Source organism: Methylomonas lenta (assembly GCF_001644015.1).
Taxonomy (GTDB): Bacteria; Pseudomonadota; Gammaproteobacteria; order Methylococcales; family Methylomonadaceae; genus Methylomonas; species Methylomonas lenta.
The window spans coordinates 62307-77767 of record NZ_LUUI01000091.1 but is presented as its reverse complement, the minus strand read 5'-3'; the positions used below and the strand labels follow the sequence as shown (position 1 = coordinate 77767).

At 45.8% G+C, this 15461-nt stretch carries 13 protein-coding genes; 1 reads left to right on the top strand and 12 read right to left on the bottom strand.

Annotated elements, in window-relative coordinates:
* Positions 1 to 39 precede the first annotated feature (39 nt).
* From phoU to A1359_RS22315, 3 genes are all read right to left on the bottom strand, one after another.
* Complete coding sequence (gene phoU / locus A1359_RS07700; protein ID WP_232322155.1) at positions 40 to 762, bottom strand: phosphate signaling complex protein PhoU; 723 nt, start codon at positions 760 to 762, stop codon at positions 40 to 42.
* 106 nt (positions 763 to 868) lie between these two features.
* Positions 869 to 2269 (bottom strand): mannose-1-phosphate guanylyltransferase/mannose-6-phosphate isomerase, encoded by a 1401-nt coding sequence (locus tag A1359_RS07695; RefSeq protein ID WP_066980484.1) that lies wholly within the window; start codon positions 2267 to 2269, stop codon positions 869 to 871.
* 63 nt (positions 2270 to 2332) lie between these two features.
* Positions 2333 to 2473 (bottom strand): hypothetical protein, encoded by a 141-nt coding sequence (locus A1359_RS22315; RefSeq protein ID WP_157200500.1) that lies wholly within the window; start codon positions 2471 to 2473, stop codon positions 2333 to 2335.
* Positions 2474 to 2665: 192 nt separating this feature from the next.
* Here A1359_RS22315 and A1359_RS07690 point away from each other — a divergent pair, with 192 nt between their 5' ends.
* Positions 2666 to 4171, top strand: coding sequence for a B12-binding domain-containing radical SAM protein (locus A1359_RS07690; protein WP_066980481.1), 1506 nt, complete (start codon positions 2666 to 2668; stop codon positions 4169 to 4171).
* Positions 4172 to 4290: 119 nt separating this feature from the next.
* On the opposite strand, the gene A1359_RS07685 is transcribed toward A1359_RS07690, so the two are convergent.
* The 9 genes from A1359_RS07685 to A1359_RS07645 form a co-directional block, all read right to left on the bottom strand.
* Positions 4291 to 4908: a lipid-binding SYLF domain-containing protein gene (locus A1359_RS07685; protein WP_066980478.1), complete on the bottom strand. Its 618-nt coding sequence runs from the start codon at positions 4906 to 4908 to the stop codon at positions 4291 to 4293.
* A 194-nt stretch (positions 4909 to 5102) separates the two neighbouring features.
* Positions 5103 to 5876: a DUF3313 family protein gene (locus A1359_RS07680; protein WP_066980476.1), complete on the bottom strand. Its 774-nt coding sequence runs from the start codon at positions 5874 to 5876 to the stop codon at positions 5103 to 5105.
* Positions 5877 to 6051: 175 nt separating this feature from the next.
* Positions 6052 to 6561, bottom strand: coding sequence for a hypothetical protein (locus A1359_RS07675; RefSeq protein WP_066980474.1), 510 nt, complete (start codon positions 6559 to 6561; stop codon positions 6052 to 6054).
* Positions 6562 to 6762: 201 nt separating this feature from the next.
* Positions 6763 to 7731 carry a DUF2950 domain-containing protein gene (locus A1359_RS07670; RefSeq protein WP_083960552.1) on the bottom strand — a complete coding sequence of 323 codons (969 nt, stop codon included), beginning with the start codon at positions 7729 to 7731 and terminating at the stop codon, positions 6763 to 6765.
* A 133-nt stretch (positions 7732 to 7864) separates the two neighbouring features.
* Entirely contained in the window at positions 7865 to 9730 is a 1866-nt protein-coding gene (locus tag A1359_RS07665; protein WP_066980471.1) for a DUF3300 domain-containing protein, read from the bottom strand.
* A gap of 272 nt (positions 9731 to 10002) precedes the next feature.
* Complete coding sequence (locus A1359_RS07660) at positions 10003 to 12999, bottom strand: bacteriohemerythrin (protein ID WP_083960551.1); 2997 nt, start codon at positions 12997 to 12999, stop codon at positions 10003 to 10005.
* Positions 13000 to 13094: 95 nt separating this feature from the next.
* Entirely contained in the window at positions 13095 to 14114 is a 1020-nt protein-coding gene (queA, locus tag A1359_RS07655; RefSeq protein ID WP_066980468.1) for a tRNA preQ1(34) S-adenosylmethionine ribosyltransferase-isomerase QueA, read from the bottom strand.
* A gap of 30 nt (positions 14115 to 14144) precedes the next feature.
* On the bottom strand, positions 14145 to 14486 hold the full coding sequence (locus A1359_RS07650; RefSeq protein ID WP_066980464.1) for a zinc ribbon domain-containing protein YjdM: 342 nt from the start codon (positions 14484 to 14486) through the stop codon (positions 14145 to 14147).
* Positions 14487 to 14552: 66 nt separating this feature from the next.
* On the bottom strand, positions 14553 to 15338 hold the full coding sequence (locus A1359_RS07645) for an XRE family transcriptional regulator (protein WP_066980461.1): 786 nt from the start codon (positions 15336 to 15338) through the stop codon (positions 14553 to 14555).
* Positions 15339 to 15461 lie beyond the last annotated feature (123 nt).

Genomic DNA, 15461 nt, shown 5'->3' with positions numbered 1-15461 from the left:
TATGATATTCCATGCATATTCTTAAGCTTAATTTGTCATCTAGCCAGCACTAAAATGGCGAATATCGACACCCTCAAGCATAAAGACTATGTATTCGGCAATATTTTTGCTGTGCTCGCCACAACGCTCCAGTGTTTTCATGATTTGCATTACATCCATAGCTCTATGGATTAAGCGAGCGTCATGCAGGATAAAACTTAATTGATGGCGAATACCTTCTTCCAATTCGATTTCGCACTCCCTATCATATTGCAATAATAGATAGGCTTGCGCCAGTTCATGCTTGTCTAGTGCCAACAATAATTTAGTCAGCATGGTTCTGACCAAATCACCAATTTTAACGATATCGGCTAGTAATTTAGGATTGGGATTACTGCTTGCCGGGTCGAACAGCTTGCTCACCAACTTGGCAAAACAAGTAATTTCATCACCCATTTTTTCCAGCTCATAGGCAATTTTTGATACCGAAATAACGATACGCAAATCATTTGCCACCGGGCAATGCCGAGCGAGCACCTGAATAACTGTGTTATCGATCTGGGTTTCGTATTGATCGAGCTTGAAATCGCGCTCTACAACCTTCAGCGCCATCGCCATATCGGCATCATGAAGAGCCTGCATGGTTTGATCCAGCTGATACATCACCAGCCCAACCATCCCAGCCACTTGAGCTTGCATTTGATTCAATTCAACATCAAAAGACTTTAAAGTGTGTTGCCTTAAATTATTTTCAGTCAAACTCGCATTCATCGTCGCACTCATTTCAGCATCAAGTAATAAACTGATAGTAATCCAGAGATGTGACAGGATTATGACAACGGTGCCGTGAGATCTTTACCTTCACAGCACGTTAGCGAAACAGAATAATTTAAATGCGCCCGTAATTATCCTGGTAACGCACGATGTCATCTTCTCCCAAATAACTACCGGACTGCACTTCGACCATTTCAAGCGGTATGACCCCTGGGTTTTCCAGGCTATGCACTACGCCCACCGGGATATAAATAGACTCATTTTCAGTCACCATAATTTCTTCGCCATCCTTATGCACCCAGGCGGTACCTTTTACCACCACCCAATGCTCGGCACGGTGATGATGCTTTTGCACCGACAATTTAGCACCGGGTTTAACTACAATGCGTTTGGTGTGGTGGCGATCACCCGCATCGACCAAATCATAATGCCCCCAAGGCCGATACACTTTACGATGCACATGTGCCTCATCGCGATTCAAAGCTTTTAGCTGATCGACAATGGCTTTGACATCCTGTACGCGATCTTTGGCAGCAACCATCACCGCGTCATCAGTTTCGACCACCACCAGATCCTGCACGCCAATCACAGCCACCAATTTGCTACTGGAATGAATATAGGAGTTGCTGGTATCAATAGTCAAAACATCACCTTTGATAGCATTACCCACCGCATCTTTACCGGTCACGTCCCATAGCGCCGACCAGGAACCGACATCGTTCCAGCCGGCATCCAGTGGAATGACCGCGGCTTTGTCGGTTTTTTCCATCACGGCATAGTCTATGGAGTCTGATGGGCAGGTCAAAAAGATGTCTTTATCCAATCGCGTAAAATCAAGATCCACTTTAGCCGCCGCCAATGCCTCTCGGCAGACTTTTAACATCTGTGGATTGAATTTTTCCAACTCATGTAAGAAACAACCGGCTTTAAAGGCAAACATGCCGCTATTCCAGAAATACCCACCGGTTTCGATATAACGCTGAGCGGTTGCTTGATCCGGTTTTTCTACAAAGGCTGCGACTTTAAAGCCATCACCTAGCTGAGTTTTATCAGCCTTAATGTAGCCATATCCTGTTTCCGGCTCGGTAGCGACAACCCCAAAGGTGACTAACAAGTCCTGCTGTGCCAACTTTTCAGCCTGGACAATAGCGCTATGAAAAGCTGCGGTATTCGAAATAACGTGATCGGCAGGCAATATCAGCAAAATATCGTCCTCAGATGCTGCACACAAAGCCGCCATGGCCACCGCCGGGGCAGTGTTTTTGCCGACAGGCTCAAGAATAATCGCTGCAGGCTTGCTACCAATTTCCCACAACTGCTCAGCCATCATGAATCGATGATCTTCATTACAAACTGCAATCGGTGGCTGTAAGTCAGCTACGCCATTCATTCTAAGCAAGGTTTCCTGAATCATGGTGTGGCCAGACACCAAAGGTAGAAATTGTTTAGGATATTGGGCGCGCGATAAAGGCCACAAACGGGTACCTGACCCTCCTGAAAGTATGACGGGTATCATCTTTAGCTTTTCCTTTTTAATGAATTAAATCCGAGTTTAACAAAACCATGGGCGTATTTTCGACTACAAAGCATGCCATGGGATATTGGCGTTATCCGCCAAACGTATCAGCCATAAATTACTCTGAGCATTACTCATAACTGACTCTTGCCTATCGGTTTTACCGGGTAAATTGACTCGGCAAACCGCAAACATTAATGCCATTAAGTTAATTCTAATCCATTCCCGCTTTTACGTGTCCACTCAATTCCGCCGACAGGTGAAACTTTATTTGGAAATATTCGACTCATAATCTCTCCATTGATAATACCTTAAGCGTGTTTGTGCGTAATACTCAATAGCCCCCTACAATGCTATGCTGTGCATCTTTTTCTGCGCCTCAGTTCATAAATCGTCATGCCCCGCATTGTCATCAGCACTCTCAACGCCCGTTATATACACACAGCTTTTGGCCTACGTTATCTGTATGCCAACATGGGGACATTGCAAACCGATACGGTACTTTTAGAATTTGGCATTCAGCAACGTCCTATAGACATTGCTGAACAACTGCTGCAACAGCAACCCGAGATTATCGGTCTGGGTGTTTATATCTGGAATGTTGCTGAAATAACCGCACTGGCGGCAATACTCAAGCAAGTAGCACCTGAAATCAGGCTGATTTTGGGTGGCCCAGAAGTCAGCCATCCACCCGATTTACCGCAGATTGCCGAACTAGCTGATTACATCATTACCGGCTACGGCGAAATCAGTTTCCCAAGCCTTTGCCAGCAAATTATTGCCGGCCACCCTCCGGCAGAAAAAATCATCCGCGGCGAAACAGTAGCTTTGGATGCCTTGGCGTCTCCCTATGCCTTTTACACCGACAGCGACATTCGCCAACGCATTATTTATGTAGAAGCCTCACGTGGCTGCCCGTTTAAATGCGAGTTCTGCCTATCATCACTGGACGCTACCGCCAAACCTTTTGCCCTGCAAAATTTTCTGCAGTCCATGGATACGTTATATCAGCGTGGGGCGCGAAATTTTAAGTTCATCGACCGTACGTTTAACCTTAAAGTCGATACCAGCGTAGCCATACTGGAATTTTTCCTGTCGCGCATGACGGCCGACTTGTATCTGCATTTTGAAGTCATCCCTGATAATCTTCCCGAGCGCTTAAAACTCGCCATACAACAATTTCCGCCCGGCAGTTTGCAGTTTGAAGTGGGGGTGCAAAGTTTTGATCCGCAGATTCAGCATCGTATCAGCCGCAAGCAGGACAACGCCAAAACCCAGGCTAATTTATCCTGGTTGCGACAGCATTCTAATGCCCACATTCATGCCGATCTGATTGCCGGCTTGCCTGGCGATACTTTAGAAAACTTCGGCCACAGTTTCGATCAACTGTTTGCTTTAAAGCCGCAGGAAATTCAGGTAGGTATTTTAAAACGTTTACGAGGGGCGCCGATCAACCGACATAACCTCGATTATCAACTACGTTACGACCCCAACCCGCCCTATTCCGTTCTCAGTACCGCCGACATGTCGTTTAGTGATATGCAACGCATCAACCGCTTCGCCCGCTATTGGGATTTAATCGGCAACTCTGGACGCTTTATCGCAACCTTACCTGTTTTGCTGGATGAGCAACCCTTTGTCCGTTTCTTACAGTTCAGCGACGCACTTTTTAATACCAGTGGCAGCACTTGGCAAATCGCTTTAAAACGTTTATTCGAACTGACCTATATTGTGATGACCGACAGCTTGTGCGTGCCGCATGAAACCGCTAAGCATGTGTTAGAACAGGACTACTTGCGCAATGGCGAAAAAGGCCTTCCGGCCTTTTTAAATATAGCAGAGCAAACCCTTGAGAAAACTGGCATTGCCAATAAACGACAACAGTTACTAAGAAAGCACTGATTAAATCGTATATATCGTTCCCGCGTATGCGGGAACCCAGAAAAAACAATGGCCTCTTACAACGTAAGGAAAGCAGTCAAAAGACCGGCAAGCTAAATCTATTTTGTGGCGAAATTGGCCTAAGGATTGATTCGAGAAATTTTAGAGCCCTGCACACCTAACCCGGCCATCAAACCTTGTTGACCAAATACATAGGTATATACATCTTCCATTAGGGTGGTGTTGGTTACTCTCTTAGCCATCCCTTCATCCATTATCACGATACTCGGTCCGACACCGACTTCGAATCCATCAGTTTTGTCTAAACTAGCCAATGCAGCATTATTCATAAAAAACATCACATAACTAAACGATTGCACACCCGCTTGCAAGCCATAAGAACCGGCAGCAATATTGTAATAGCCGGTGGTCCGACCATGTTTACGCATAGCACCCTTACCGTATTCGGCACCGCCAATAAAACCTGCTTTTATAATATTTGGAAATACCAGAATACCTTTAGCCTTGGACGCAAGTATTTTTGCCGACGGCGTCGTTGCATATAAATTAGACAGTGCGGCATTTACTTCACGGTCAATCTGAGCCGCATCTACTCTAGAACTCTCCCTTGAACCCCCTCCAGACTGGCAACCCGTCAATAGCGCTAGCGATATAAAAAGTGAACATATCAGCAACCAAACGGGTTGATGCAGTGGGTTTTGACGCAATAAAACGCTATTGGTTTGGCAATCTTGCATGTTTAATCTCTCTATGATGAATTGAAAATTTTCTACCGTCACTGCAAAAACTCAGGCTATGGTTATGTATTAGCGCTATTTATTGCCCCGGCAACTCGTTTTATACACTTAACCTGTTGATACCAGAAACCCTGCGCCCCAGTTGCTAGTGAAATCTTCAATGACAGCAGCAACTTAACAAGATAGATGGTAGTTTAAAAAGGTCTCAAGGTAAACGCTGTCTCATCGCTGATGACTTGGCCGGGTTTACGATTGGCAATCTGAACAAACTGTTTGGCCCAACGATTCATAATGCCCTTAGCCGGTCCATACCATGTCAACCGGGTCAGATCGATAGGTCCTACATCCTGCATATCGCGATCAGCAAAGGTCGCCACAATCTCGCCGGTCTGTTTGTCTCGCAAACGCCCCTCAAAAGCCGCCCGGCGCTGATTGACTGCGCCAACTGCAGAACCGGTTCCTATCGGGCCTGCCCAGCTTAAGGCATGTAAAACTGAAGCAGAGGGATCGATTTCGATTAAGGCTAGCTCCAGTTGTAAAGCCGGTTGTTTATGTTGCGCAGCGAATTTAATCACCGTAAAACGATGATTGGGATCTTCTTCAAAATCCTTTATGACCTGACTTTGAAAATACTTCGCCAAATCCGCGGTGTCTTTTTTAACATCACTTAGAATATTGGCCCCGGTAATACTGTGCATCCAATCCATTTCCAGCATGTATTGAGTGTTAACCGGACTAATAATAATTTCTTTATATTTCGCGGCGTTAAAACCCGGTTTAATCCAGACTTTTTGAAAAGGTAAGTCGGCATGCACTGTTTGACGTTTAGGCTGCTGAATAAACCCGGCATCAGGCGCGGGTTCTACCACTGTAGCTTTTACGTCGTTGCTAGTGCTTTGGAGAGCAGAACAACCTGCCAAGCTGATGACCAAAGGCAGAGCAAGGTAGCTTAGTTTATTTAAATTCATAGGCTTTAAGATAATTCACAGTATGGGGTAAATCAGCTGATAAATTAAAGGACCGATTTTACCGAACACTTAATATAGGTAGAAATGCTAATGACAGCCAACTTTCGTCCTCTCCAACTTATCCAATAGCTATAAAGGAGAGGACAGTTTCTGTCTTGCAGTTAAATAGGAGTGGCTATTTTGCCATCAACGGAATTGATGAGCCAATTGTGACATCGGCCGTACCCTGCAAGACACTTTCGACTTGCAGAAAACGCGCTGCTATGACTTTTGAGGTAGCCTTAGCCACAAGCTGATAATACTTTTCAAGCAGTGCAGTACGTTTTTTGCGGAAGTCAAAAGAGCGTTTAACCAATACATCGGCTTCCTTATCTGTTATTTTGTCAAAGTTAGCCGCATATTCCTCTATGATTGCCAAGCGTTCATCGTGTAACGCTTTCAACTCTATATCGAAACGATCATATTGCTCCAAAAACTTCTGCTCTTGTGCCTCATCCAGTTGCATTGCACTTTTGATGAACTCCAACCTGTCCATCCGTAGAGCAAAGCGAAACATCTTTAGATCTTCACCATCTTCGGCACTTGTTGAGACAGCTGCCGCTTCTTCAGCATAGGCGGCGTTATTAAGCATGGAAAAACTACCGGTTGCAAAAGCAAGAGCAAGAGCAAGATGTTTGAATTTCATTTGATAAATCCTAATGTTAGTAATGTAAATTTGAATAGTATAGAAATTTTCTACTTGTTGTTTCAGCTGGAGATTATGAGGTATTCATAGACTCGTCTTTAATTTATTTAAAACCCGAAGCCTTTGGACGCCATTGCAGCTAACTAACCTCTGATCATAAGCATTGGTTAACACGCATGATTGCTAAAATACTGCCTGCAATTATTCAGGTGCGTAAAACTGTTCCCAGGTCGCATCCGGATTGTATTCTTTCATTTTCGCAACTATTTCGGCGGTTTTAGGACCCAAGTCTTTTTCATAGACTTTACCTTGGTGATTGACGACAAATGTCATAATACCTGATGAACCGTATTGGGCAGGAAAGGCAACCAAACCGAAGCCAGCAATCATATGGCCATTGATAACATAGTCATATTTTCCACCAGGAACATTTTTGCCTTGCCGAGTCAGAATACGGTAGTAGTAACCGTGATAAGGCGCAGGCTTTTCGGTTACGCCTTTAATTTTATAACCCTCGGCTCTTGCTTCAGCGATCAGTGGTCCAAGAGGACTTTGTGGCTCACCTTCTGCTGCCTCCCAGAATAGACCATCGAATTTACCTGGCTCGCTTTGCAATTTTTGCGCGTATTCCAACACACCGTCACCATCTCTGTCTGTATTGGCGTAATCAAACTGAGCCTCCTGATAGCCCTGCATGGCACTCACTGTATTCAGTTCGTTACGCCCAATACGACGATTGATAATTTCCTGACGCCCCGGTTGGGTATCGAAATGCCAGCTATCAGCATTTTTCACCAGAGGGATCGGAAAAGGCCAATCCATATTGCCGACATAGATGATGGCTTTGTCCTCGCCTATCTTTTCGACTCGCATTTTTTCCTGCGCCAGGGTAGCGAATTCGGCGCGATTATTTTTGTCTTCAACGTCATCTCCAGACGATAGCAACTCAGCATCATGATTACCAAACAAGGCTATCAGTTGAGTACTGTCATCGCTGACTATGGCTTCGAGTAACGCTTTGCCGGCTTCATCCGGAGTCTGAAAACCTTTTGCTGTGACGACTAAGCTATCTGCAGCAGGCTTGATTACAGAACTTGGCGGGGCTGCATGCACAAATAAAGGCGCTGAAATCAGTGCCGCCAAAATCAAGTATTTCATTTCGCAATTCATATTAAACCTCAGTCTTGACTGCTTAAATTAAAAAGATGAACGTCAGCATTACAACGCATAAAAGCTGTATTCCCCGATATTCTGGGCGTAGTAAAAACATACATACTGTGTTTAGAATGGTTAAGATTATTCATCATCGACGCCTGGCTCCACCGCCACTACGTGCGCCTCCTCCACTGCGCAAGCCTCCACCTGCAGCACGTGCATTTCCGGCACTGGTCGAGCGTTGTACGCTGGAAGCACCTCGCTGACTGAAGCTTTGGGTAGTACTTTTATTGCGCGGCGCATCAAATGCAGTGGGTCTAGCGGCTTCAGAGCGACGTTGATTGGCTAATTGTTGGCTTCGATTATTGCCGGCTTGGCCGGTTAATTGAGTCGTCTGGGCTTTTCTTTGTCCGCGCTCCGGCGGCTGATTTACCTTTGGCCGGGTCTGAGCTGCCGCAGCTGTTGATTTGCGGCTCTGTGAACCACGCTGACTATCCAGTTGAGCTGGCCGCCCTGCATTTTGTCCACCTTTAAATGCGCTATTTTGAGCGCCTTGTCCCTGCCGAGTTTGAATATCACGCGTTGACGGTTTATTTTGCTTGAGATTAGTCTGTGAGCCGGGTTTTTGTGCCAACTGTTGCTGAATGTCGGCACTGGAAGGTCTGCGTCCGGCCGGCAAGGTGCTAGCTGCGGGACGTTGCCCAGCTTGGGGGTATCCCCGCGCGTTGGCTGGCAAAGTTTGAGCCGCACCTAGTCTTTGTCCGGCCAACGCCGGTTGTTGAGTGCTTCCCAGCCTTTTTTGTACATTGTCCGGATATGCCTGTCCGCGTCTATGCTGAGGATTGGGCTGCCAGCCTGCGGGTTGTTGCGAGGCTCTTAAATTGTTCTGACTAAAGCTGTTGCCACCACCAATATTGATCTCGTTACCCGAGACATTTACGTTTTTATTGTAATTGACGTTGCTGTTCCTGTTGTAATTGACGTTACCGCGATCGCCATAATAACCACCGTTGCCTCTCCAGCAATTGCCGTTGTGACAAACACTGTTACCGTAATAATGACCAACATGGTAGTAATCGTTGTTGTTATTTGTCCATTCCATGATACCCCAGGTCAAAAGCCCACCGACTACCGCACCGGTCGCGAAGTTCATCCAGGCATCATTACTTGAGGTCGTAGTGGTTACAGGCGCAGGATAATACGTGGGGTAATAGCTAGGTGCGGGGGCTGAGGAATTGACGTTGACCACTGTCGTTGCCGTGGGTGGCGGCGCCAAAGGTGCCTGGTAAACAGTCGCCGGGTTGTATTGAGGCACATAGATAGTATCGGTTTTGGCGGGCTCTATGGTAATGACTTCTTTGGTCATAACTGCCGGCGTAACAACCGCACCGCTGGCTTCAGGTGCTTGATCTAATGACACCGTTTTAGTGGTTACTTTTTGTTCCGGGGTGTCTTTTAAGTAGCCGGCATCCGTCGCACGTTTGCGCAATGTCTGAATGGTGTCCATCACTGCTGTGGGTTTGGCCAGGAAAGCATCGCCCAGTTGCGTCGTCCAGTCCAGATGATCATCCATCATCTTGATCACCATCGGCACACTGGTAAGACGCAAGACACTGGCATCCCAATTCTTACTGCTAAGCGTAGACAAATCAGGCTTGGTTTCCAGCCAACGGGCGGCCTGCACGACCTCTAAAGGATAGGTCGACGCCAACAGGAATTCCGCCAGCAATGGGTCAGGGTAGAGCGCAATCGGTGCCACCAAAGATTCCAGATCCGTCAGAGGTTGAGCTACTGGCGCAGGTGCTGGTTGTATAGGCATGGCCTCTGCTGGTGTGGCTGCTGCTTGAACCGGTGGCGAATCAGCTGATGATGTGGTGGTGTCGGCCGCTTGTTCGTCTTTATTACAGCCCACTGGCAATATTACCAGCGTTAACAACATTGCGCGCCATATGCCGGTTTTGCAGCGATATGACTTATTGCTTGCTTGAATGGGTTCAACTGTCATCGGTTTCATCTTGTCACCCTTTGATTTTTATAAAGTAGGATTGTTTATCCTGTTCTTCGGCAAAACAGACTTTTGCCAGCATGCAGATTTTTTAGCCTCAACTTGACTAAAAAACTGGATATCCACCACTAACTCAACATCTAGCAGTCGCCAAGCACCTAACGTAACTGACCTGATATGCCTGTGCTTGAAATTAATCTTAATATGATATCTGCAAGCAGTCTGACTCCATACTGACCTATAAATACAGGCATTTTTGGCTGGGCAGATATTTCAAGCTATCAGCCGGCCATTGCTTTCAAAAGATCTTCAAACTGATTGATCGGTAAGGGCTTGCTAAATAGATAACCCTGAAAATGGGTGCAATCACTGCCCAATAGAAACTGTCGTTGCTCGAATGTTTCCACACCTTCAGCAATTACGTTAAGACCTAAACTTTTCGCCATCGCAATAATGGTACGCACAATCGCCTGGTCGCCGCTATCGGTTGCCAAATCACGTACAAAAGACTGATCGATTTTTAGCTGATTCAAGGGCAGCTTTTTCAGATACTGTAAAGAAGAGTAGCCAGTGCCAAAATCATCCAAAGAAAACTGGACGCCCATTGCGCCTAATTGATTCATGGTGGCAATTGTATCCTCAACATTTTTGATCAAAATACTTTCAGTCAACTCCAGCTTAAGTAAGTGAGGATTGATAGCATAGGAATGGATGAGCGACTGCACCTGATTGACAAAATCGGTTTGAAAAAATTGTTTAGGACTGACGTTAACTGACAGCGTCAAATCACAAGCAAGAGGATTCTGCTGCCAGGCCTGAATTTGGCCACAGGCTTTTTCCAATACCCAATGACCTATGCCCTGGACAATGCCAATTTCTTCTGCCAGTGGAATGAACTCACCTGGCGAAACCAGACCACGCACAGGATGAAACCAACGAATCAAAGCCTCGGCACCCAAAGTGCGATCGGCAGCATCCACTTGGATTTGGTAATAAAGTTCAAATTGTTGTTGATCGAGCGCTTGACGCAGATCAGTTTGCATAGAAACCTTGGCCGACACCATTTCCTGCATCTGCGGATCAAAAAAGCATAAGGTGTTGCGACCCGATGTTTTTGCTTGATACATGGCGATATCGGCATGTTTTAACAGTTGATCTGCCGACTCATGCTGACCTTTAAATAAGGCAATGCCTATGCTGGGTGTGCTGATATAGTTGTGAGCCATCAATTGGAACGGCTGATTGATAACACCGATAACCTTCTGACCAATCAGCTCGGCTTGTTTTATCGCGACCAATATATCCGCGTTTAAATCTTCCAGCATCACCACAAACTCATCACCGCCCAGTCTGGCAACCGTATCAATTTCTCTGACACAAGTCACCAAGCGTTCGGCAACCTGCTGTAGCAATAAATCCCCCATATCATGACCCAGTGTATCGTTTAGCGCTTTGAAATTATCCAGATCGATAAATAGCAAGGCGCCGTGCAAGCCCGAGCGACTGCTATTGGCCAACGCAGGCTTTAATCTATCATGTAGCAACTGACGATTTGGCAGACCGGTGAGCGGGTCGTAAATGGCCAGTCGTTCGATTTTATCCGCGGCGGCTTTTCTAAGAGTATCATCCGTCAAGGTGCATACATAATGCGTCACTTTTAAATCCAAGTCCTTAACAGCTTTAATCATCATATGCTGCGGATAGTCATCGCCGGATTTACGCCGATTCCATATTTCCCCATCCCATTCCCCGGTGCGATTAATCCTATCCCATAACTCGGCATAAAAAACCGGAGGGTGGCGGCCGGATTTTAGCAACTTGGGCGTTTTACCAATCACCTCTTCGGCTGTATAGCCGGTAATCTTGGTAAAGGCTTTATTCACTCGCAGGATGGTGGTTTTTCCATCCGTCACCATCATGCCTTCTTGCGACTCAAAAGCTGTTGCCGCAATCCTCAGCAGGTTTTCATTCTCTTTACGTTGACTGACGTCTCGGTCGATAGCCAGTTGACAAACGTTGCCTTTGGCATCTTTCATTGGTACTGCATGGGTTTCCAACCAGCGACGCGCACCTTTAAGACCGATTATTTCGTATTCCAATAATACTGATGTACCGGCCAGTACTTGCTGATGCATATCGGCAAAGGCCTGACGATGTTCCGGAGCGACCAAATCTAAAACCACAGCTCCTGATACTTGTGCGAAATCATCCGCCTGAATCATGGCCAAGCCCGCCGGATTCATTTCAACCAATAGCCCTTCAGCATCCAAAATTTTGATACATTCCGGCTCGTTTTCGATGATGGCGCGCAGGTGAGACTCGCTTTCAATCAGGCGCGATTCAATATGCTTGCGTTCAGTAATATCTTCTTTAATGGCCAGATAATGAGTGATACTGCCATCAGGCTGTATCACCGGAGATATCAGCGCCCATTCGATATATTCACTGCCATTTTTGCGTTTATTAATTAACTCACCTTTCCAGATTTCCCCACGCAGCAAGGTATCCCACAACTCAAGATAAGTTTGTTTTGAGGTTTTGCCGGATTGCAAAATCCGTGGATTTTGCCCCAGCAGTTCACTACGACTGTATCCGGTTACCTTTTCAAAGGCCTGATTAACGAACTCTATTTCGGCATACAGATTAGTAATAATAATGGAGCTGGGACTTTGCTCGACCGCCTGAGACAGTTTTAGCAAAAACAATTGATCTTGTTGATTCTGATTGAGTTGACGCATCAAATGCAGCGTATTGGTCGACAAGCATTCGTAAATAGACAAAATGATATCAATCAGCAGTCGATTAGCTCCATTCATGGTTTTATTAGCCTGAATTTTAGCTTGCTCTAATGGCATGCCTGATTGCATGGCCAATACTATCGCCGCTAAATGCCTGTCACTCTCCAAAATATGTGCTGCTAGCCAACGGGTTAAAAAAGCCAGAATTTCCTCTACCAATTTCAAAGGGGATTTGCTGGCTTGTTCACTTTTAAGCCTGACCACAGTCTCTATAAAACTGTTGTGCACTTTTTTGTGCTGCGTTTCTAACATGTCTTCAGGGAAATACTGATGCCAAATAGATTCTTCAGTCTCGAAATGGTAAACAGCATAATCCGCCAGCTGATCAATGATGTTATTGATAGCAGGGAGATTGGATTGATAAGCTACATGACTGGCGAGCGTATTCAACAATTCAACCAATCGACGGTGTTGCTCGTCAATTTGCGGCACACCAGTATTGAAATTATCATTCCAAGGGAAAATGTCGATTGATTTCATTTCGGTTGAATCTTGTATATTTGCAGGCCGATTACTATACAGCGTAATCAAAAACCACTCATCAAAGAGGTTTTAGTGAACACTGCAAAATCAGTCTAAATAATCGCCATCGCATCGCCATAACTAAAAAATCGGTAGCGCTGCTCAATAGCATGCTGATAAGCCTTCATCACCGAATCGTAGCCTGCAAAGGCAGAAATCAGCATCAGCAGGGTTGATTCCGGCAAGTGGAAATTTGTCAGCATTGCATCCACAGTTTTGAAGGTGTAGCCGGGGGTAATGAACAATTGGGTATCGCCACAACCTGCTTGCAATTCGCCGTTTGCCGATGCAGACTCTAGCGCCCTTACTGCAGTGGTGCCAATCGCCACCACTCGCCCGCCACGGGCTTTAGTTTGCCTAACGGCTTCCACGCAGGCTGCAGATACGTCAAAATATTCTTTGTGCATCACATGCTGAGTTAACTCCTCAACGCGTACCGGCTGAAAAGTACCGCTCCCCACATGCAAAGTAACAAAACTGCTTTGGATGCCTTTTTGCTCCAGCAACTTTAGCGTGTACTCATCAAAATGCAATCCCGCGGTAGGTGCGGCAACGGCTCCAGCCTGTTTGGCAAACACGGTTTGATAGCGATCGAGATCGCTTATATCGTCGGCTCGATCGATATAAGGCGGTAATGGCATATGGCCGATACTAGCCAATACTTCCAACAATGTCAGTTCTGTTTCAAACCGCAAGCGGAACAAATCCTCTTCTCGGCCTAGAACTCTACAAAATACCCCGTTTTCAAGCTGTAGTAACGCATCGGTTTTGGGCGTTTTACTAGCCCTAACATGCGCCAGCGCCTGATGTGGGTCTTCAATACGCTCAATGAGTATTTCGACCTTGCCTCCACTAGTTTTGCTGGCAAATAAACGCGCCGGAATCACTTTGGTATCGTTAAACACCAGCAAATCATCTGGCTGCAACAAATCGATAAACTGGCTAAATTGTCCGTCTGACAATTCGCCGGTTTGTTTATTTAATTGCAACAAACGACTAGCACTTCTTTGAGCTAGGGGTTTTTGCGCAATCAACTCCGGCGGCAGATGATAGTTAAAATCGCTTTTCTTCATGACTAGCCATTGAAATTAAACTGAATCAAATCAGACTTTTTTGACAAACTCTGACTTTAACTTCATCGCACCAATGCCATCAATTTTACAGTCGATATCGTGATCGCCATCAACCAAACGTATACCTTTCACTTTGGTGCCAACCTTAACCACTAAAGAAGAACCTTTTACTTTCAAGTCTTTGATTACAGTCACCGTATCGCCATCTTGCAACACATTGCCATTAGCATCTTTAATGACGCGGTCATCAGTCTCTCCATCAGCCTGCGCATCAATGGCCCATTCGTGGGCACATTCGGGGCAAACGTATTGGCTACCATCGTTGTAAGTATATTCTGAGCCACATTTTGGGCAGTTAGGAAGATTACTCATTTCTTTTCTATATTATTAAATTAAAAGGATAATATTAATTATTGAGCCGTAATAAAGACACAGTATTTAGCCATACTGTTCTTCAAGCACGGCCAGTCGTATACGACTTGAGGTGGGGCGACGCATTTGAATGACGGACCCCAAAATCTGCAGCGACTTGAGTTCATCGCCAGCAAAACTGGGAAAATCGGGATGGATAGAGACTAATTCATAATCGATATCGGCACCCGATTGCGATACCACTCGATAACGATTCAAATTGAGCCGTTCCGCACCCGGCTTGAATACTATAACCGGATCACTAGGTTGAATGGGTGCATCGGGATCGATGACTAATTGATCGCCCGGTCTAAATTCCGGTTGAAACGCTTCGTCACTCAAGCTCAGTTTCAAAGCAAACAATCGCAAGCCGGATTCAGCAAACGGTAAGGAATAATCCATAGACACCCATTTCCCGCTAGCTGATTGCACCGATTGATCTTGTAAAAAAGCTTGCACTACTTCACAGTCTCGGGTGGTGAATAATGGAACACGCCGGGTTGTTGCCATCAATAAAGGCCGCGAGGTTCGAATAACCTGAGGTTGTGCTTTGCCTAGCAATAGTGCGTCAAAATCAACGCCTAGCGCCTTGGCAATATGCGGCAGGAAAGTACTTTTTCTAATTTTGCCGGATTCCAGGCTTTGAATGGTCTGCTGCGCAGCGCCAACTCGCAAGGCAAGTTCTTCCTGACTCAAACCCAATCGCTCACGATAATGTCTGACCCGCGCGCCCATAGTCTGTAAGTTTTCTTCGGGCATAGACTGAACGAGTGAGTTATTTGACTGTGAAATGACTTTTGCAACTTTTTTCATGCCGTCAGGCTAAGAAATAAATAAAAACAATTTTACCAGTAAATTACCAGCTAACGTAGCGCGACTTAAGTCAGACTTCTTCTTTAGCCTTAAACCAATAAGCCGCGCTAACAAAGCGCTAAA

Coding starts and splice junctions, on each gene's coding strand:
- phoU (WP_232322155.1), bottom strand. CDS start 762: ATGAGTGCGACGATGAATGCGAGTTTGACTGAAAATAATTTAAGGCAA.
- A1359_RS07695 (WP_066980484.1), bottom strand. CDS start 2,269: ATGATACCCGTCATACTTTCAGGAGGGTCAGGTACCCGTTTGTGGCCT.
- A1359_RS22315 (WP_157200500.1), bottom strand. CDS start 2,473: ATGGCATTAATGTTTGCGGTTTGCCGAGTCAATTTACCCGGTAAAACC.
- A1359_RS07690 (WP_066980481.1), top strand. CDS start 2,666: ATGCCCCGCATTGTCATCAGCACTCTCAACGCCCGTTATATACACACA.
- A1359_RS07685 (WP_066980478.1), bottom strand. CDS start 4,908: ATGCAAGATTGCCAAACCAATAGCGTTTTATTGCGTCAAAACCCACTG.
- A1359_RS07680 (WP_066980476.1), bottom strand. CDS start 5,876: ATGAATTTAAATAAACTAAGCTACCTTGCTCTGCCTTTGGTCATCAGC.
- A1359_RS07675 (WP_066980474.1), bottom strand. CDS start 6,561: ATGAAATTCAAACATCTTGCTCTTGCTCTTGCTTTTGCAACCGGTAGT.
- A1359_RS07670 (WP_083960552.1), bottom strand. CDS start 7,731: ATGAATTGCGAAATGAAATACTTGATTTTGGCGGCACTGATTTCAGCG.
- A1359_RS07665 (WP_066980471.1), bottom strand. CDS start 9,730: ATGAAACCGATGACAGTTGAACCCATTCAAGCAAGCAATAAGTCATAT.
- A1359_RS07660 (WP_083960551.1), bottom strand. CDS start 12,999: ATGAAATCAATCGACATTTTCCCTTGGAATGATAATTTCAATACTGGT.
- queA (WP_066980468.1), bottom strand. CDS start 14,114: ATGAAGAAAAGCGATTTTAACTATCATCTGCCGCCGGAGTTGATTGCG.
- A1359_RS07650 (WP_066980464.1), bottom strand. CDS start 14,486: ATGAGTAATCTTCCTAACTGCCCAAAATGTGGCTCAGAATATACTTAC.
- A1359_RS07645 (WP_066980461.1), bottom strand. CDS start 15,338: ATGAAAAAAGTTGCAAAAGTCATTTCACAGTCAAATAACTCACTCGTT.